Consider the following 16,152-nt stretch of genomic DNA (forward strand, 5'->3'; position numbering starts at 1 on the left):
ACGCCCTGGCGCTGACCACCAGCGCTCCGGCCTGAGTGCGAGCACCGGAACGCGCCCCGGGCGTACCGACCCTAAAGCAGCGCATCTGAACAGACATCGAGAGGACACGCCATGACCGACGCCGCCCACGAGCAGATCAAGGCAGACATCGCCGCCAACGACGTGGTGCTCTTCATGAAGGGCACGAGGACAATGCCGCAGTGCGGGTTCTCGTCCCGCGTCACGCAGATCCTCACTTTCATGGGGATCGACTTCAAGGACGTGAACGTGCTGGCCGACGCCGCGCTGCGCGACGGCGTCAAGACGTTCAGCGACTGGCCGACCATCCCCCAGCTCTACGTCAAGGGCGAGTTCGTGGGCGGCTGCGACATCATCACGGAGATGACGCTCTCAGGCGAGCTCGATCAGCTGCTCGCCGACAAGGGCGTGACGTTCGACAAGACCGCCGCCGACAAGATCCGCGAAGCCAACGCCCAGGCGTGAGCGGCGGCGACGCAGGTCGCGTCACGGCGCTGTTCTCCCGCTCCTCCGGCGGCTACCGCTTTGCGCGCTGGGGTCGGCCGCTGGCGCCGGCGCTCTTCGGCTTCAGCGAAATCGAGAAGCCGCGCTACGCGGCGGCGCTGGCGGAGGCGGCGCGCGCCTGCGGGCTCGCGGTTGTGGAGGCGGACCCTGAGCTGGGGCGCAACTGTCTCGTCTTCATGTGCGGCGCCTGGGGCGAACTGCCCCGCATTCCGGGGCTCGACCGGCTGGTGCCCGATCTCGAGAAGCTCGTCTCGGTGCTGAAGGCGACCGGCGCCAACCAGTATCGCATCTTCGGCTTCGACGAGGCCGGCGCGATCCGCATCTGCATCACCCTGCTGCGCGGGGATGCGGATTTGCGCGCCGCGCCATTCCCCCTGCTGGCGCTGTCGCAGGCGGCGCAGAGCATGGCGCTGTGGTCGGACACGGCGTTTCAGGCGGAGAGCCCGGTGGTCGCGACCGGCGCCGGCGCCGCTCTGGATCCGTGGTTCGAATCCCTTCTAGGCGCCGCCTATGCGCAGGACATGCCGCCGGCAAGCGATGATCCGGCCCACGCCCGCGCGCTCGCCGCGCGCCTCTGCGCCTGACGCGCGCCTCTTGACTGGCGTCGCGCCCGCGCCTATCAGCCGTGTCGCGGGCGGTTAGCTCAGTTGGTAGAGCACAGTGTTCACATCGCTGGGGTCACTGGTTCGAGCCCAGTACCGCCCACCATTCTCCTCCGGTCGATCCTGAACGAGGCGCGCCTGCGCCGCCCGACCTCAAGCAGTCGCGCGGTCGGCGTCGCCCGATCCTTCGGCAGGAGGCGGCCCGCCTCTTGCAAGGACGGCTTTCCCCGACGCGGCCGGCGGCGCAACCTGGACCGATCGGAACCGACAGCGACCTGCTACAGGTCCGCGGGGCCGCAGCGCTGGACGCGCAGCGGTCGACGATGGCGCTGCGGGACCTCCTCCGCGGCGGATCGGCGGATCGGCGCGCCAGTTCGGGCGATGATCGGCGAGAAAAAGCCGGCGGCGCCGCAAGGGCCCCGCCGGCTCATGTCCGGCCCGCGCTGCGCCGGTCAGGCGGCGGCGCGGCGCACCAGCGCGGTCTCGATGCGCGCGGCGGCGGTCGGGTCGTCGAGGCTCTCGACCGCGGCGATCTCGCGAGTCAGCCGCTCCAGCGCAGCCTCATAGAGCTGGCGCTCGGAATAGGACTGCTCGGGCTGGTCGTCGCCACGGTGCAGGTCGCGCACGACCTCGGCGATGGACAGCAGGTCGCCGGAGTTGATCTTCTGCTCGTATTCCTGCGCGCGGCGCGACCACATGGCGCGCTTGGTGCGGGCGCGGCCCTTCAGGGTCTCCAGCGCCTTCAGCACGATGTCGGGCGAGGACAGGGAGCGCATGCCGATGGAGCTCGCCTTCGCGGTCGGAACCCGGAGCGTCATCTTCTCTTTTTCGAACGAGATCACGAACATCTCAAGATCGAACCCGCCGACGGTCTGGCGGTCGATCGAGATGATCTTGCCGACGCCATGCGCCGGATAAACGACGTAGTCGTCGGGGTGGAACTCGGGCCGCTTCAGCGAGGGTTTCTTGGTCATCCCGTCTCCTGTTCTGTTGCACCGCCGCGCGCCGAAGCGGCGATGAGTATGCGACACGCAAAACGATATCCAGGCGCCTCTTGACGGCGGCGCCGGGATAGGCCGATGTGCGCGAAGTCAGATGTCTCTCACGGTGTACGTCAGCCTGTTGCGCGAGGGTCGCTCGACCAGACACGGTCTGCGTCATTCCGTGTGGATTGAGATTATAACAGATTCTCGACCGCCTCGCCACAATTTCGGCGACGCGGCGACGCCTGCCCGCCGTGCGAAAACAATATACTAAAGATATCAGAGCCCTATGGCGCGGCGAGCGTGCTGCGCCGCAGCGTCAGTCGCCCTGCCCCGGCGCCTCGGAGAAATACTTTTCGAACTTCCCCGATTCGCCGTCGAACTTCTCGGCGTCAGGCAACGCGTCGCGCTTGACCGTGACCACCGGCCAGAGAGACGCGTATTTGGTGTTGATTTCCAGCCACTTCTCAAGGCCGGGCTCTGTGTCGGGCTTGATGGCGTCAGCCGGGCACTCGGGCTCGCACACCCCGCAGTCGATGCACTCGTCGGGATGGATGACCAGCATGTTCTCGCCTTCGTAGAAACAGTCCACCGGACACACCTCCACGCAGTCGAGATATTTGCACTTGATGCAATTGTCCGTCACCACATAGGTCATGCGTCAGTCCCTGCTTTCACGCGCGAGGCGTCGAGCCGCTCGGCCTGCCTTTTAGAAAGCGGCGTCGAGCCCTTCAAGGGGCGCCGCGTCGCGCGGCGGCGCCCTCGCGACGGGCCCGGCGGTCGGGGCGCGGCCCCGGTGTCGGCGCGCCAGGCTCCGGTTCCTGCGCCGCCGTTTGCGGCGGCGGGCTCAGGTCGGCGTAGAGCGCCTGGGCCTCCGGCGCCGGGCCACGACGCTCGCCGAGCGCGACGATCTCGATGACGCGCACATGCGGCCCCTGGCCGAAGGTCAGCACGTCGCCCGGCCTGACCGACGCGCCGGGCTTGTCGGTGCGCCGGCAGTTGATCCTCAGCCCCTCGCTCACGGCTTTCGCGGCGAGGCTGCGGGTCTTGAAGAAACGCGCGCGCCAAAGCCACTTGTCGGCCCTGACGTCCGCCTCCCCGCCTCCGCTCACGCGGACGCGCTCACAGCTTGTCGCGCAGCTGCTTGAGAATGGCGAAGGGGCTGTCGGCGTCGGCGGTGCGCCGGTCCTTGTCGGGCCCTGCGCTCAGCACGCGCGGGCCCTCGTCGCGGCGCGGCTTGGGGGCGCCCTTGCCGCCGCCCTTGCCGTCGAAGCCCGGCTTGCCGCCGCGCTGCTTGCCGCCGCCGAAGCCCTTGCCACCCTCGGGCTTGCCGCCGTGGCGCTGGCCGTCGCGGGGCGGGCCGTCGCGGGGGGGGCGCGCGTCCCCCGACGGCGAGGCGCCGCCGTGGCCGGCGTCAAGCCGGGGGGCGTCCCCTGCCGCGGCGCCGGCGGCGGCCACGGGAGCGCCCCCGGGAGCGCCCCCCGGCGCGGCCGTGCTCGTCGGCGCCGCCTCGGCGCGTCCGGCGTCCGGGGCGCCCTGGTCATTCTGGCCGGGCGCGCCGCGCCGCTGGCCGCCGCGACGGGGGCCGCGTCCTTCGGCGCCGTCGCCGCCGCGGTCCCGCCGCCCCTGACCCGCGGGACGGTCGCGGGGTCCGCGTCGGGGCGCGAGGGTGAAGGTGTAGAACACTTCCAGCTCCGCCGGCGCGGCCTGCTCGCCGACCGCCGCTTCCTCTTCCCGCGTCGTCGTCGCCGCGGCGTCGTCGGCGCCCGTCTCGACCGGCGCGGCGGGCTCCGGCGCCGCATCGCCGGCTTCCGGGGGCGCTTCGCCGCCGGCGTCCGAAGCCGCCGCTTCCGACGCCGCCGCTTCCGGGGCCGCCGCTTCCGACGCCGCCGCTTCCGGGGCCGTTGCTTCCGACGCCGCTGCTTCCGGGGTCGCCACGGGCTCCGCAATCGTCGGCGCCGCTTCCGCCGGCGCACTCTCGCCCGAAGCGGCCTCCGGCGCCCCGTCAAGGGCCCCGACCGGCGCAGGCGCATCGGCCTCGGCGGCGGCCTCGGCGGGCCCGGCCTGCTCAGGCGCGACGGCTTCGGGAGACGGCTTCTCCGCCGCGGCGGCGGCGACGCGGGTCGCCTTGGGCCGTTCGCCGCGCTCGGCGGCGTAGCCGAGCCCGCCCATCAGTTCGGCGAACTGCTCCAGCGTGCAGCCGGTGATCGACAGCATCTCCGGCGTCGCCTCGAAGCCGGCGCGCACGTCCTTCTGACGCACCATGTCGGCGAGCCGCTCCAGCATGTCGATCCGGAGCGCCCGCGGCCCCGCCAGCCGATAGCCGGCGCGCACATAGAATCCTTCCGGCGCCCCTGGCTGGGCCGGGATCGTCACCAGCCCCGGCGGCGGCGCGCTGGGAAAATCGTCCATCTTCGCGTGCAGCGCCCAGAGCAGCAGGCGGAACCGCGTCGGCGCCGGCTTCAGCAGCGCGGGCATGAAGACGTGGTGCTGGCCGAAGCGCACCCCGTGCTTGCGAAGCAGCGCGCGGCCCTCCTGGTCGAGCGCCTTCACGTCCTCGGCGACCGCCCGACGCTGGAGCACCCCGAGCCCTTCGACGAGCTGGAACCCCACGCCGCGCGCAAGGCCGGTCATCGCGGGGTCGTCGCGCAGGCCGAGCAGCGGCTCGAACAGCGCCTTCACCCGCCGCTCGACCCAATGGCCCAGCCGCCGCGCCACCTTCTCGCCGATGGCGGGGTCGCAGCTGTCGTCGACGAAGGCGCGGACCTGCGGCGAGAGCTGGTCGGCGCCCGGCTCCAGCCGGCCCACCGCGTCCGTCCCCCACATCAGGCCGCCCTGGTCGGTGACGTCGATCTCGGTGTCGGGCGCGTTGTAGAAGCGGTCCGCGCGGTGGCTGAAATGCGATTGCAGCGCCTGCAGCGAGGCGGATTTCAGCGTCTTGAGGCCTTCGGCGCCGCCTTCCTCGTCGGGGCGGAAGCGGAATCCCTCCAGCCGCCCGACATGGATGCCCTCGACCGTCACCTCGCCCGTGTCGCCGACTTCAGCCACGAGCCTCTCCTTCTGCTTGAGCCGGCGCATGAGCACGCTCGTGCGCCGGTCTACGAAACGCTGCGTCAGGCGCTCGTGGAGGGCGTCGGAGAGCCGGTCCTCGAGACCGCGCGTCCGTTCCCGCCAGCCGGCCGGGTCGTCAAGCCATTTGCCCCGGTTGGCGACGTAGGTCCATGTCCGGACATGGGCCAGCCGCTTCGAAAGGGCGTCGATGTCTCCGTCGGTGCGGTCGAGCCGCGCAACCTGCGCCTCGATCCAGTCGCACGGTATAGCGCCGGCGTCGCTGAGCAGGAACCGATAAATGCGCGACAGAAGCGCGACGTGTTCGGTCGGCGAGGTCTTGCGGAAGTCGGGCGTCTGGCAGACGTCCCACAGCAGCCGGACCTGCGGCCCGCCGCGCGCGGCGTCGCGCACGTCCTCGTCGCCGTGCAGCAGCCGCAGCGACGCCACGTCGTCGGCCTCGCGCGCGCGGATCAGATCGGCGTGCTTCGGCGGGGCCTCGAGGCTGCGCAGCAACGCCTCCACCGTGCCGAACTCCAGCCGGGAGGAGCGCCATTGCAGTTTTGGCGCAGGGTCGTAGCGGTGTTCGACGATGCGCTCGACCACGTCCTCGTCGAGCGGCCGCGCCTCGCCGGTCACGCCGAAGGCGCCGTCGGTGACGTGACGGCCGGCGCGGCCCGCGATCTGGCCCAGCTCGTGCGGCTCCAGCCGCCGGTGGCGGCGGCCGTCGAACTTCGACACCCCCGCGAAGGCGACATGGCGCAGGTCGAGGTTGAGGCCCATGCCGATGGCGTCCGTCGCCACCAGATGCTCCACGTCGCCGTTCTGGTAGAGCGCCACCTGCGCGTTGCGGGTGCGGGGCGAGAGCGCGCCCATCACCACCGCCGCGCCGCCCTTCTGCCGGCGCAGCAGCTCGGCGATGGCGTAGACGTTCTCCACCGAGAAGCCGACGACCGCCGAGCGCGGGGGCAGCCGCGAGACCTTCTTCGAGCCGGCGTAGCTCAACGTCGAGAAACGGGGCCGCGAGACGAATCGGGCCTTGGGGATCAGCGCCTGGATGCGCCCGCGCATGGTGTCGGAGCCGAGAAACAGCGTCTCGTGGCTGCCGCGGGCGCGCAGCAGCCGGTCGGTGAAGACGTGGCCGCGGTCGAGATCGGCGCAGAGCTGGATCTCGTCGACCGCCACGAACTCCGCCCCCCAGTCGAGCGGCATCGCCTCGACGGTGCAGAGCACATACTGCGCGTCGGGCGGGGCGATCTTCTCCTCGCCGGTGATCAGCGCGGCGCAACGGGGGCCGCGCAGCGCCACCACCCGATCATAGACCTCGCGCGCCAGCAGCCGCAGCGGGAAGCCGAACACGCCGGAGCGGTGCGCCAGCATCCGCTCGATGGCGTAGTGCGTCTTGCCGGTGTTGGTCGGCCCGAGCACGGCCGTCACCGTCGCGTCGCGCGCGGCCGCGCGGGCGTCGGAGAGATCGGTGTGCAGGGTCATCGGGGTCTGGCCCTTGTCGGGGCCAGCCGCAGGGCGCGGCCGGCGGGCTTTGTGAAGGACGGAGCCGATCCGGGCGCGGCGGGCCGGGATCGATGGGAAGGACGCCGCCGCCGCGCCGGTTCCCGCGCGTCAGATGTCGCGCCCGTCCACCTTCGGCGCAAGGGTCTTCTCCAGCTCCCGCGCCTGCTCAAGGTGCGGGTTCACCGCCAGAGCGGCGCGCGCGGCGGCCAGCGCCGCGTCTTCCGCCCCGATGCGCGAGAAGATCGCCGCCATGCCCGAGAGCGCCCCGAAATGACGCGGCTCCAGCGCAAGCGTGCGCTGGATGTCGGCCATGGAGAGCCACAGCTCGTCGTTCAGGAAATACGCGGTCGCGCGCATGTTCCAGCCCTCGGCGAAGTCGGGGTCGAGGGTCACGAGGGCGGTGAAGTGCTCCACCGCCTTGTCGTAATCCTCCGCGTCGAGCGCCTCGCGGCCCCGTCCGAGCAGAAAGTCCATGCTGTCGGAACCCGACTGCGACCAGAGATTCTGGATGCCGTGAGCGGCGCCCGCCGCCTTCGGCCCCTCGCTGTCGCGCAACTGCGTGAACAGCGCGTCGAGACGCTCCTCGATCGTCTGCGGCCCTGGTTCGCCGCTCGGCTGCGTGGTCTCGGCGCCCTCCGCCCGCGCGTCCTCCCCGGCTTCGGGACCGGGGCGCGGCTCGGGCTGCTGCGCCGCGGCGACGCCGGAGAAGCAGAGCGCGGCTGCGACGCCGCACAGGCGCAGCGCGCGGATGACAGCCTCCAGGACAGGGGCGATCGCGACCGATCTCGTCATTGCCACCTCCGATACGCCGGGTTACGCCTCATCAGTGTGGGGCGGGGCCGCGCCTTCGGCAACCCTGACGCGTCGCCCCCGACGCGCGCGGCCGAACGGCGAAGGTTCGACTTGCGGGATGGCGGGCGCTTCGCTCGCGGGAGATGGTGGCGGGCGCTGCGCGCCCGGGAGATGGTGGCGCCTGGCGCCGTGGGAGGCTGGGATGCAGGACGCACTGGCGCAGGCGCTCGAGGCGCTTCAGGAAAAGGTCGGCGACCGCACGATCGACGGCGCAATCAGGTTCGACTTCACCGAGCTCGGGGCGCTGCGCATCGACCAGCAGGGCGCGCGGCTGGACGACGGCTCGGAGGCCGACTGCACCATCAGCGCCGATCTGGACACGTTCAAGGCGATGTTCGACGGCGACCTCAGCCCCACCGCCGCCTTCATGACCGGCCGGATCAAGATCGACGGCGACATGGGCATGGCGATGAAGACGGCAAGCCTGCTCGGCTGATCGACAGGCGCGGCTCGCGTGACGCTCTCGCCGGAGATCCCGACGCGCGCGGCTCCGCTCGGCCCCGGCTCACGCGCCGTGGAGCTGACGGCGGCCGATGGGACGCGGCTGCGCGCGGCGATGCTGGAGGGCGGCGGCCGCGGCTGCGCGCTGCTGCTGCAGGGCCGCACCGAATTCGCCGAGAAGTACGCCCAGGTCGCGCAGGCGCTGAAGTCGCGGGGTTTCTCGGTCGCCACGATCGACTGGCGCGGGCAGGGCGGCTCGCAGCGCCCGCTCGCGGACCCGCGCAAGGGGCATGTGGGCGGCTTCACGGAGTATCAGGCCGACCTCGACGCGCTGCTCGCCGCGACGGCGGACGCCGGGGCCGGGCCGCCGCGCCTCGCGCTGGCCCACTCCATGGGCGGCGCGATCGCCCTGCGCGCCTTTGTCGAGGGTCGGCTGGCGCCGGCGGCGGCGGTGTTCTCCGCGCCCATGTGGGGCCTCGCTCTCAGCCGCCCCGCCCGCGCGGTCGCCAAGGCGGTCGTCTTCGTCGCCGCGCGGCTGCGTTGCGCCGAGCGCTACGGCCCCGGCGGCGGGCCGGCGAGCTACGCCGAGACCGATCCCGACCCCAACGTGCTCACCGCCGACCCCGCGCAGGCCGAGGCGCTCGCCGCGCTCACCCGCGCCAACCCCGACCTCGCGCTCGGCGGCCCGACCTATGGCTGGCTGCGCGCGGCGTTCCGGGAGATGCGGGCGCTCGAGCGCGTCGCCTGCCCGGTCCCGTCGCTGGTGCTCGTCGGCGGCGGGGAGGCGGTGACGTCGCCCAAGGCGATGGCCGCCCGCGCGGCGCGCGACGGCATGCGGCTGGAGACGATCCCCGGCGGGCGCCATGAGCTTTTTCTCGAAACGCCCGAGCGCCAGGCGGCGGCCTGGGCCGCCGTCGACGGATTTCTCGCCGGGCAGAGGCTCTGAGGGCGCCCGCCGCGCAGCGCCCTCTCCCCGCCCTGTCGCGCGGCGCGCAGGCGTGCTAGCGCCCGGCGACGACCTCCGCCGAGGAAGCCCCGCGATGTGGACCATCCCGAACATCCTGACGCTTGGCCGGCTGATCGCCGCGCCCTTCGTGCTGCTGGCCTTCGCGCTTCTGCCGCGCCCGGCCGCCGACGCCGCGGCCTGCGCGATCTTCGTGCTCGCGGCGCTGACCGACTGGCTGGACGGCGCGCTGGCGCGGGCGTGGGGGCAGTTCTCCGCGCTCGGCCGGATGCTCGACCCCATCGCCGACAAGGCCATCGTCGCCATCGCGCTGGCCGCGCTCTGCGGCGCCTACGCCCTGCACTGGAGCGTCGCGGCGCCGGCGGCGGTGATCGTCCTGCGGGAGACGGCGGTGGCTGGCCTGCGCGAGCACCTCGCCGGCGCGCTGGCGCTGCCCGTGACGAAGGCCGCCAAGCTCAAGACCGCCGCGCAGATGACCGCCATCGCGCTGCTGCTCGGGGCCGGCGCGGCCGGCGCGGCGGCGGACGCGCTCCAGGTCGCCGGCGCCGCGCTGCTGTGGATTGCGGCGTTTTTGACGGCGCTGACCGGGTGGGATTACTTTTCGCGCAGCCTCGACCATCTGAGGAAGGTCGATCAGCGCGAGGAGTGATGCGATGAGGGTGATGTATTTCGCGTGGCTGCGGGAGCGCGTCGGCCTCGGCGCGGAGGAGATCGAGACCGGGGCCGCGACGGTCGCCGATCTGGTGGAGGAGCTGCGCGCCCGCGAGCCGCGCTACGCCGCGGCCTTCGCGGACATGCGCGCCGTGCGCGTCGCCGTGGACCAGGAGACGACCGACCTCGCCGCGCCGCTGGCCGGCGCCCGCGAGGTGGCGTTCTTCCCGCCCGTCACGGGGGGCTGAGATGACCAGCTCGACCGCCGGCGCCGCGATGAACGTTTCGGCGAAAGTATGCGTGCAGGAGGCGCCTTTCGATCTCGCCGCGGAGGCGCGCGCGCTGAGCGCGGGCCGCGGCGACGTCGGCGCGGTCGTCACCTTTACCGGGCTGGTGCGCGACATGGGCGGGCCCGAGGGCTCGGCGATGACGCTCGAGCACTATCCGGGCATGACCGAGAAGGCGCTCCGCGAGATCGCGGCGGAGGCCTGCGCGCGCTGGCCGGTGGCGGGCTGCACGGTGATCCACCGCGTCGGACGGCTGGCGCCGGGCGACGAGATCGTGCTGGTCGCAACCGCGAGCCGCCACCGGCAGGCGGCCTTCGACGCCGCCGCATTCCTGATGGACTACCTCAAGACCAGGGCGCCCTTCTGGAAGAAGGAGGAGACCGCCGAGGGCGCGCGCTGGGTCGATGCGCGCGAGACCGACGACGCCGCAGCCGCACGCTGGGGCTGAGCCGCCGCGGGCGCCCAGCCGCAGGCGGGGCTCATTCGGTCGACGTCGTCCCGGCGAGGGCGACGCGCAGCGCCGGCGCGGCCTCATCGTCCCCGGCCGCGTCGGCGGGGGCGGAGGCCGACGGGCGCTCTACCGCGGGCGCGAGGGCCTGCTCGGGAGGACGCTCAGGGTGTTGCGCGATCAGAAGCGTGATCAGGGCGAAAGCAATTGCGTCGGTCATGGGGCCTCCGGGATCAGAACGTCATCCGACGCATGGCGCTGCGGGAGCAGCCGCCGATACGCGAGATCGCCCGGCGGACGGGCCTGTCGCGCAACACGATCCGGAAGTACCTGAAGTCCGGCGCGGTCGAGCCGAAGTTCGCGACACCGGAGCGCCCGAGCAAGCTGGACCCTTTCGCCGAGAAGCTGGCCAGCTGGCTGAAGACGGAGGCCGCCAAGGGCCGCAAGCAGCGCCGGACGGCGAAGCAGCTGCATGCCGATCTGGTCGCGCTCGGCTTCACCGGCTCCTATGGCCGGGTGTCGGCGTTCGCCCGCGAATGGCGCGCCGGGCGCCAGCGCGAGGAGCAGACGGCGGGCCGTGGCATCTTCGTGCCGCTGCTGTTCCGGCCGGGCGAGGCGTTCCAATTCGACTGGAGCGAGGATTTCGTGATCATCGGCGGCGAGCGCACCAAGCTCCAGGTGGCCCACATGAAGCTGTCGCACAGCCGGGCCTTCGTGGCTCGCGGGCCTATCTGCTTCAGACCCACGAGATGCTGTTCGACGCCCACTGGCGCGGGTTCCGCGTTCTCGGCGGCGTCCCGGCCCGGGGGATCTACGACAGTGAGGAGGATCAGCGATTGATCCTGCGGATCAATCGCCCGACGATCGCGCACGGCGGTGGACCGGGTCGGCCGCGGCAAGGAGCGCCAGGTCAACGCCCGGTTCCTCGCCATGGCGAACCACTATGTGTTCGAGCCGACCTTCTGTAACCCGGCCTCGGGCTGGGAGAAGGGCCAGGTCGAGAAGGGGGTGCAGGACGCCCGGCCGCGGCTGTGGCGGCAGATGCCGGCCTTCCCCGACCTCGACGCCCTGAACGCCTGGCTGGAAGAGCGCTGCATCGCGCTGTGGCGGGAGACCGAGCACGGCGCCCAGCCCGGCGCCATCGCCGATGTCTGGGCTGCGGAGCGGGCGGCGCTGATGCCCCTGCCGCCCGCCTTCGACGGTTTCGTCGAGATGCCCAAGCGGGTGTCGCCCACCTGCCTGATCACCTTCGAACGCAGTCGCTACAGCGTGCCGGCGTCCTTCGCCAACCGGCCTGTCAGCCTGCACATCTACCCCGATCGGCTTGTGGTGGTGGCCGAGGGGCAGGTCCTGTGTGAGCACCAGCGCATCATCCAGCGGTCACATCACCTCCCGCCGCGAACCTTCTATGACTGGCGGCACTATCTGGCGGTCATCCAGCGCAAGCCCGGCGCCTTGCGCAACGGCGCACCTTTCGCCGAGCTGCCCGACGGCTTCAGGCGGCTGCAGACCCTGATGCTGCGCCGTATCGGCGGCGATCGCGAGATGGTCGACGTCCTGGCGCTGGTGCTGCACCACGACGAGGAGGCGGTGCTGACCGCGGTGGAGCTGGCGCTCGCCGAGGGGGTGGCGACCAAAACCCATGTGCTGAACATCCTCCATCGTCTGGTGGATGGAAAGGCGGCCGCCGGCCCGGACATCGACACGCCCCAGGCGCTGGCCCTGCGCCGCGAGCCCAAGGCCGACGTCGGGCGCTACGACGCCCTGCGGGCCCGGACGGCCGGAGGTCGCCATGCGTCATGACCCCGCCAGCGGCGCCATCGTGATCATGCTCCGCAGCCTCAAGATGCACGGCATGGCCCACGCGGTCACTGAGCTGATGGAGCAGGGCGCGCCGGCCTTTGAGGCCGCCGTGCCGATGCTGTCCCAGCTGCTCAAGGCCGAGCTCGCCGAACGCGAGGTCCGCTCCATCGCCTATCACATGAAGGCGGCGCGCTTCCCGGCCTACAAGGACCTCACCGGCTTCGATTTCGCCGCCAGCGAGATCAATGAGGCCACGGTGCGCCAGCTCCACAAGGGCAGCTTCCTCGACGCTGCCGAGAACGTCGTGCTGATCGGCGGACCCGGCACCGGCAAGACGCACGTGGCCACCGCCATCGGCGTCCAGCTCATCGAGCACCATCGCCGCAAGGTCCGCTTCTTCTCGACCATCGAACTCGTCAACGCCCTCGAGCAGGAAAAGACCCGGGGAAAGACCGGCCAGATCGCTGAAGGCATGATCCGCCTCGACCTCGTGGTCCTGGATGAGCTGGGCTACCTGCCGTTCAGCGCCTCGGGCGGCGCGCTGCTCTTCCATCTCCTGAGCAAGCTCTACGAGCGGACCAGCGTGATCATCACCACCAATCTCAGCTTCAGCGAATGGGCCACGGTCTTCGGGGACCCCAAGATGACCACCGCGCTCCTCGACCGCCTCACTCACCGCTGCCACATCCTCGAGACCGGAAACGACAGCTTCCGCTTCAAGGCGAGCACCGCTGCCGCCACCCGGAAAAAGAAGGAGGCCGCAGCCACCTTGACACCCGCCTGAACCGCGAGGAGCAATATCCAGCCGGGTCACTTCTCAATGGAAATCCCGGGGCAGTTCCGCGTGGAAATCAACAGCCTACATCAACGAGTTGCAGGCCAATGTGCCGAGCTACAGCTTCTTCAGGGTGAACTGCTCCTACATCGTCGCGAAGGCGCTGCTGGCCGCCACCGGGATCAAGCACAACTTCTCGCTGCACGCCTACTACCAGACGCCGAAGACGGGTATCGGCGCGCTCTATCGCGGGGTCTGGACGCCGATGATGGTGCTGAAATACTCGCGCCAGCTTGAGCAGGCCGAGGCCGGCGCCACGGCCGCCGCCGCCTGACCCGTCGCGCGCGCGGCCCTAGGCCCGCGCGCGCTTCGTCTTCCGTCTGGCCTTGGCTGCGGCGAGCTTGGCGCGGCCGAGCTTGCGCTGCGGGTTCATCCCGCCCTTGCCGCGCTTGGGCGAGGGAAGCCGCCCGGCGCCGTCCACCTCCAGCAGCTCGAAGCGCAGGCCGCCGGCGACGGGGTCGGCCTCGACCAGCCGCACCCGCGCGCGCATCCCCGGCGCGATGACCTTGCCGCTGCGCTCGCCCGTCAGCGTCTGGCTGTCCGCGTCGTGGCGCCAGTAGTCGTGGCCGATTGTCGAGATCGGCACCAGCCCGTCGGCGCCGGTGTCGTCGAGCTTCACGAAGAGCCCGAACCGCGCCACGCCGGAGACGCGCCCCGCGAACTCCGCGCCCTCCTGCTCGGCGAGATAGGCGGCGAGGTAGCGGTCGGTCGTGTCGCGCTCGGCCTCCATGGCGCGGCGCTCGGTGCGGCTGATGTGCTGGGCGGTCTCCGCCAGCGCTTCGACCTCCTCGGGCGTCTGCCCGCCCACGCCCCAGCGATGGCCCGCGATCAGCGCGCGATGCACCAGAAGGTCGGCGTAGCGGCGGATCGGCGAGGTGAAATGCGCGTAGGACTTCAGCGCGAGGCCGAAATGGCCGAAGTTCTGCGGCGCGTAGTAGGCCTGCGTCTGCGCGCGCAGCACCGCGTAGTTCACCAGTTCCGCGAACTCGCTCTCGCGCGCCTCGCGCAGCAGCCGGTTGAGGTGGCGGGTCTGGAGCACCTGGCCCTTGGCCAGCGTCAGACCGACCGTCTCGACCTGCTCGCGCAGCGCCTCCATCTTCTCCGCCGCCGGCTCCTCGTGGACGCGGTAGACGAGCTGGCGGCGCTTGTGTTCCAGCGTCTCGGCGGCGCAGACGTTGGCCTGCACCATGAACTCCTCGATCAGCCGGTGCGCCTCAAGCCGCTCGCGGAACCGCACCGCCGTCACCTGGCCCTCGGGGCTCAGCTCCACCCGCCGCTCGGGCAGGTCGAGGTCCAGCGGCGCGCGGGCGTCTCTCGCCTTCGCGGCGCAGGCGTAGGCGGCGAAAAGCGCCCGCACCGCGCCGCCGAGCGGGTGCCCCTCGCCGTCGGCGATGCGCTGCGCCTGCTCGTAGGTCAGCGAGGCCGCCGAGCGCATCATGCCGCGCACGAAATGGTGCGAGACGCGCCGCCCGTCGGCGCCCAGCCGCATCGCGACCGCGATCACCGGGCGGTCGACGCCCTCATGCAGCGAGCACAGCTCCGCCGACAGCCGCTCGGGCAGCATCGGCACCACGCGGTCGGGAAAATAGGCGGAGTTGCCGCGCTCGCGGGCGTCGCGGTCGAGCGCCGAGCCGGGCCGCACATAGAAGGCGACGTCGGCGATTGCGACCCAGACGGTGAAGCCGCCGTCGGCCTCCTCCACCGCGCACACCGCGTCGTCATGGTCGCGCGCGTCGGCGGGGTCGATGGTGAGCAGCGGCAGGGCGCGCAGATCCTCGCGGCCCCGGATCGGCGCGGCCTTCGCCTTCTCGGCCTCCGCCAGCGCTTCGTCGGAGAACGCCGTCGGCAGGCCGTGCTGATGGATGGCGATCAGCGAGACGGCGCGCGGGGCGCCCGGGTCGCCCAACCGCGCTATGATCCGCACCCGGCGCAGGCCGAGCCGCGGCGAGCCGGCGGCCTCGACCTCCACCAGCTCGCCGTCCTGCGCGCCGCCGAGATCGTTCGGCTCCACGCGCATCTCGTCGGCGCCCTTCTCCAGCGGCAGGATGCGCCCGCCGCCGTCGGTCATGCGGAAGACGCCGAGCGCGCGCGGCGCGGCCGCCTGCAGCTTGCGGATCAGCCTTGCGTGATAGATCACGCCGCCGTCCTCGCCGCTCGGCGTCAGCTTGGCGAGGAAGCGGTCGCCGGGGCCGAGCGCGGGCTCGCCGGGGCGGTGGAGGTAGAGCACCTGCGGCGGGTCGCTCTCGCCCTGCCAGCCCTGCGGCCGCGCCATCAGCTCGCCCTCGGGCGTCAGCCGGTCGCCGACGAGCACCGTCACGGGCGGCAGGTGTCCGGGCGGCGAATAGCGCCGCGCGCCGCGCTCGATGTGCCCCTCCTCGGTCAGCTCGGCCAGAAGGCGCTTCAGCGCCACCCTGTCCGCACCCTTCAGCGCGAAGGCGCGCGCGATGTCGCGCTTGGTGTTGTTCCTCGGGTTCTCGCGGATGAAGGCGAGCACCGCCTGCTTGTCGGGTAATGTCATGGCGGGGAGGTAGCACGCCGCGGCGCCGCCGTCACCGCGACGCGTGCGGCGCTACTTCTCCTCGCCGAGCCCGTGGCGGCGCAGCATCGGCCACTGGCTCGCGATGAAGGCCAGCGTCAGCGGCAGGTTGCCGAAGGTCTTGAAGTTCACCCAGAACTCGGTGGACTGCGTGCGCCAGATCGCCTCGTTGAGCAGGGCGAGGAACACGAAGAACAGCGCCCAGCGCTTCGTGAAGATCATCCAGCCCGCATCGTCGAGCGGCATGGTCTCGCCCATCAGATATTTGAGGTAGCTCCGGCCCTGCAGCAGCCCGACGCCGAGGCCGACGGCGAACAGGCCGTTCACGATGGTCGGCTTCATCTTGATGAAGGTGTCGTCGTTGAGCGCGACGGTCAGCCCGCCGAATATCACCACGACGATCGCGGTGACGACCGCCATGCGCGGGAGCTGGCGCGTCATGGCCCAGCTTGTCGCCAGCGAGGCGAGGATGGCGGGAATGAAGGCGATGGTGGCGACCACGACCGGCTGATAGAGGACGCCCCCGATCTCAAGCGGGGCGCCCTTCAGCCACTGGAACGTGCCGAAGAACACGGCCAGCGGGCCGATCTCCAGCGCAATCTTGATCCACGGGTTCATCGCGTCGCTCCCTGCCTCTGGCCGTCCACATAGACCGGGCCGCGGCGCGG

At 71.7% G+C, this 16,152-nt stretch carries 18 protein-coding genes, 1 tRNA gene and 1 pseudogene (1 of these 20 only partly in view); 12 read left to right on the forward strand and 8 right to left on the reverse strand.

Features of this window, described 5'->3' with window-relative positions:
• From BLW43_RS18770 to BLW43_RS18785, 4 genes are all read left to right on the forward strand, one after another.
• Nucleotides 1-35 carry the 3' end of a BolA family protein gene (locus tag BLW43_RS18770; RefSeq protein WP_093255806.1) on the forward strand. The gene continues 199 nt to the left of window position 1, outside the view, so only the last 35 of its 234 coding nucleotides appear in the window; its start codon lies beyond the left edge, outside the window; the stop codon is at nt 33-35.
• 76 nt (nt 36-111) lie between these two features.
• Nucleotides 112-483 carry a Grx4 family monothiol glutaredoxin gene (gene grxD, locus BLW43_RS18775; RefSeq protein ID WP_093255808.1) on the forward strand — a complete coding sequence of 124 codons (372 nt, stop codon included), beginning with the start codon at nt 112-114 and terminating at the stop codon, nt 481-483.
• Entirely contained in the window at nt 480-1,106 is a 627-nt protein-coding gene (locus BLW43_RS18780) for a hypothetical protein (RefSeq protein ID WP_093255809.1), read from the forward strand. The genes grxD and BLW43_RS18780 overlap by 4 nt, the downstream gene beginning before the upstream one ends.
• Nucleotides 1,107-1,154: 48 nt before the next feature.
• Nucleotides 1,155-1,230, forward strand: a tRNA-Val gene (locus BLW43_RS18785).
• Nucleotides 1,231-1,576: 346 nt separating this feature from the next.
• Here the strand turns inward: BLW43_RS18785 and BLW43_RS18790 are convergent.
• The 5 genes from BLW43_RS18790 to BLW43_RS18810 all read right to left on the reverse strand — a co-directional run bounded on the left by BLW43_RS18790 (nt 1,577) and on the right by BLW43_RS18810 (nt 7,459).
• A complete protein-coding gene (locus BLW43_RS18790) occupies nt 1,577-2,098 on the reverse strand; it encodes a CarD family transcriptional regulator (RefSeq protein ID WP_093255811.1) in 522 nt (173 codons plus the stop codon).
• A 328-nt stretch (nt 2,099-2,426) separates the two neighbouring features.
• Nucleotides 2,427-2,765 (reverse strand): ferredoxin FdxA, encoded by a 339-nt coding sequence (fdxA, locus tag BLW43_RS18795; protein ID WP_093255812.1) that lies wholly within the window; start codon nt 2,763-2,765, stop codon nt 2,427-2,429.
• 73 nt (nt 2,766-2,838) lie between these two features.
• A complete protein-coding gene (locus BLW43_RS18800) occupies nt 2,839-3,219 on the reverse strand; it encodes an RNA-binding S4 domain-containing protein (RefSeq protein ID WP_093255814.1) in 381 nt (126 codons plus the stop codon).
• A gap of 10 nt (nt 3,220-3,229) precedes the next feature.
• Nucleotides 3,230-6,646 carry a helicase-related protein gene (locus BLW43_RS18805; RefSeq protein WP_175479002.1) on the reverse strand — a complete coding sequence of 1,139 codons (3,417 nt, stop codon included), beginning with the start codon at nt 6,644-6,646 and terminating at the stop codon, nt 3,230-3,232.
• Between the two features lie 129 nt (nt 6,647-6,775).
• Nucleotides 6,776-7,459, reverse strand: a complete 684-nt coding sequence (locus tag BLW43_RS18810) for a tetratricopeptide repeat protein (RefSeq protein WP_093255815.1) — start codon at nt 7,457-7,459, stop codon at nt 6,776-6,778.
• 202 nt (nt 7,460-7,661) lie between these two features.
• Between BLW43_RS18810 and BLW43_RS18815 the strand changes: the two genes are divergently transcribed.
• From BLW43_RS18815 to moaE, 5 genes are all read left to right on the forward strand, one after another.
• The gene (locus BLW43_RS18815) at nt 7,662-7,955 is read left to right on the forward strand and encodes an SCP2 sterol-binding domain-containing protein (RefSeq protein WP_093255817.1); all 294 of its coding nucleotides are present in this window, start codon (nt 7,662-7,664) and stop codon (nt 7,953-7,955) included.
• A gap of 18 nt (nt 7,956-7,973) precedes the next feature.
• Complete coding sequence (locus tag BLW43_RS18820) at nt 7,974-8,906, forward strand: alpha/beta fold hydrolase (protein WP_093255818.1); 933 nt, start codon at nt 7,974-7,976, stop codon at nt 8,904-8,906.
• 94 nt (nt 8,907-9,000) lie between these two features.
• The gene (gene pgsA, locus BLW43_RS18825; protein ID WP_093255820.1) at nt 9,001-9,573 is read left to right on the forward strand and encodes a CDP-diacylglycerol--glycerol-3-phosphate 3-phosphatidyltransferase; all 573 of its coding nucleotides are present in this window, start codon (nt 9,001-9,003) and stop codon (nt 9,571-9,573) included.
• Nucleotides 9,574-9,577: 4 nt separating this feature from the next.
• The gene (moaD, locus tag BLW43_RS18830; RefSeq protein ID WP_093255821.1) at nt 9,578-9,823 is read left to right on the forward strand and encodes a molybdopterin converting factor subunit 1; all 246 of its coding nucleotides are present in this window, start codon (nt 9,578-9,580) and stop codon (nt 9,821-9,823) included.
• 1 nt (nt 9,824) lies between these two features.
• On the forward strand, nt 9,825-10,310 hold the full coding sequence (gene moaE / locus BLW43_RS18835; protein ID WP_245731129.1) for a molybdopterin synthase catalytic subunit MoaE: 486 nt from the start codon (nt 9,825-9,827) through the stop codon (nt 10,308-10,310).
• 31 nt (nt 10,311-10,341) lie between these two features.
• On the opposite strand, the gene BLW43_RS18840 is transcribed toward moaE, so the two are convergent.
• Nucleotides 10,342-10,530, reverse strand: a complete 189-nt coding sequence (locus tag BLW43_RS18840) for a hypothetical protein (protein WP_093255823.1) — start codon at nt 10,528-10,530, stop codon at nt 10,342-10,344.
• A 32-nt stretch (nt 10,531-10,562) separates the two neighbouring features.
• Between BLW43_RS18840 and istA the strand changes: the two are divergent.
• The 3 genes and pseudogenes from istA (at nt 10,563) to BLW43_RS18855 (ending at nt 13,222) form a co-directional block, all read left to right on the forward strand.
• Nucleotides 10,563-12,113 (forward strand): annotated as a pseudogene (gene istA / locus BLW43_RS18845) (IS21 family transposase).
• Nucleotides 12,103-12,897 (forward strand): IS21-like element helper ATPase IstB, encoded by a 795-nt coding sequence (istB, locus tag BLW43_RS18850; RefSeq protein WP_093255824.1) that lies wholly within the window; start codon nt 12,103-12,105, stop codon nt 12,895-12,897. Before istA ends, istB begins: the two are co-directional and overlap by 11 nt.
• A gap of 100 nt (nt 12,898-12,997) precedes the next feature.
• Nucleotides 12,998-13,222 (forward strand): hypothetical protein, encoded by a 225-nt coding sequence (locus tag BLW43_RS18855; protein ID WP_139284145.1) that lies wholly within the window; start codon nt 12,998-13,000, stop codon nt 13,220-13,222.
• An 18-nt stretch (nt 13,223-13,240) separates the two neighbouring features.
• Here BLW43_RS18855 and rnr read toward each other — a convergent pair whose 3' ends face one another.
• Together rnr and BLW43_RS18865 are read right to left on the reverse strand one after the other, a co-directional pair.
• On the reverse strand, nt 13,241-15,466 hold the full coding sequence (gene rnr / locus BLW43_RS18860; RefSeq protein ID WP_093255827.1) for a ribonuclease R: 2,226 nt from the start codon (nt 15,464-15,466) through the stop codon (nt 13,241-13,243).
• Nucleotides 15,467-15,517: 51 nt separating this feature from the next.
• Nucleotides 15,518-16,102 carry a septation protein A gene (locus tag BLW43_RS18865; protein WP_093255829.1) on the reverse strand — a complete coding sequence of 195 codons (585 nt, stop codon included), beginning with the start codon at nt 16,100-16,102 and terminating at the stop codon, nt 15,518-15,520.
• Between the last annotated feature and the right edge of the window lie 50 nt (nt 16,103-16,152).

It is taken from the genome of Rubrimonas cliftonensis (genome assembly GCF_900107585.1).
Classification (GTDB): domain Bacteria; phylum Pseudomonadota; class Alphaproteobacteria; order Rhodobacterales; family Rhodobacteraceae; genus Rubrimonas; species Rubrimonas cliftonensis.

Excerpts from the sequence above, each read along its gene's own strand:
- BLW43_RS18840 (WP_093255823.1), bottom strand. The coding sequence starts at position 10,530 with ATGACCGACGCAATTGCTTTCGCCCTGATCACGCTTCTGATCGCGCAA.
- BLW43_RS18865 (WP_093255829.1), bottom strand. The coding sequence starts at position 16,102 with ATGAACCCGTGGATCAAGATTGCGCTGGAGATCGGCCCGCTGGCCGTG.
- rnr (WP_093255827.1), bottom strand. The coding sequence starts at position 15,466 with ATGACATTACCCGACAAGCAGGCGGTGCTCGCCTTCATCCGCGAGAAC.
- istB (WP_093255824.1), top strand. The coding sequence starts at position 12,103 with ATGCGTCATGACCCCGCCAGCGGCGCCATCGTGATCATGCTCCGCAGC.
- pgsA (WP_093255820.1), top strand. The coding sequence starts at position 9,001 with ATGTGGACCATCCCGAACATCCTGACGCTTGGCCGGCTGATCGCCGCG.
- BLW43_RS18805 (WP_175479002.1), bottom strand. The coding sequence starts at position 6,646 with ATGACCCTGCACACCGATCTCTCCGACGCCCGCGCGGCCGCGCGCGAC.
- grxD (WP_093255808.1), top strand. The coding sequence starts at position 112 with ATGACCGACGCCGCCCACGAGCAGATCAAGGCAGACATCGCCGCCAAC.
- BLW43_RS18810 (WP_093255815.1), bottom strand. The coding sequence starts at position 7,459 with ATGACGAGATCGGTCGCGATCGCCCCTGTCCTGGAGGCTGTCATCCGC.
- fdxA (WP_093255812.1), bottom strand. The coding sequence starts at position 2,765 with ATGACCTATGTGGTGACGGACAATTGCATCAAGTGCAAATATCTCGAC.
- BLW43_RS18815 (WP_093255817.1), top strand. The coding sequence starts at position 7,662 with ATGCAGGACGCACTGGCGCAGGCGCTCGAGGCGCTTCAGGAAAAGGTC.
- moaD (WP_093255821.1), top strand. The coding sequence starts at position 9,578 with ATGAGGGTGATGTATTTCGCGTGGCTGCGGGAGCGCGTCGGCCTCGGC.
- moaE (WP_245731129.1), top strand. The coding sequence starts at position 9,825 with ATGACCAGCTCGACCGCCGGCGCCGCGATGAACGTTTCGGCGAAAGTA.
- BLW43_RS18790 (WP_093255811.1), bottom strand. The coding sequence starts at position 2,098 with ATGACCAAGAAACCCTCGCTGAAGCGGCCCGAGTTCCACCCCGACGAC.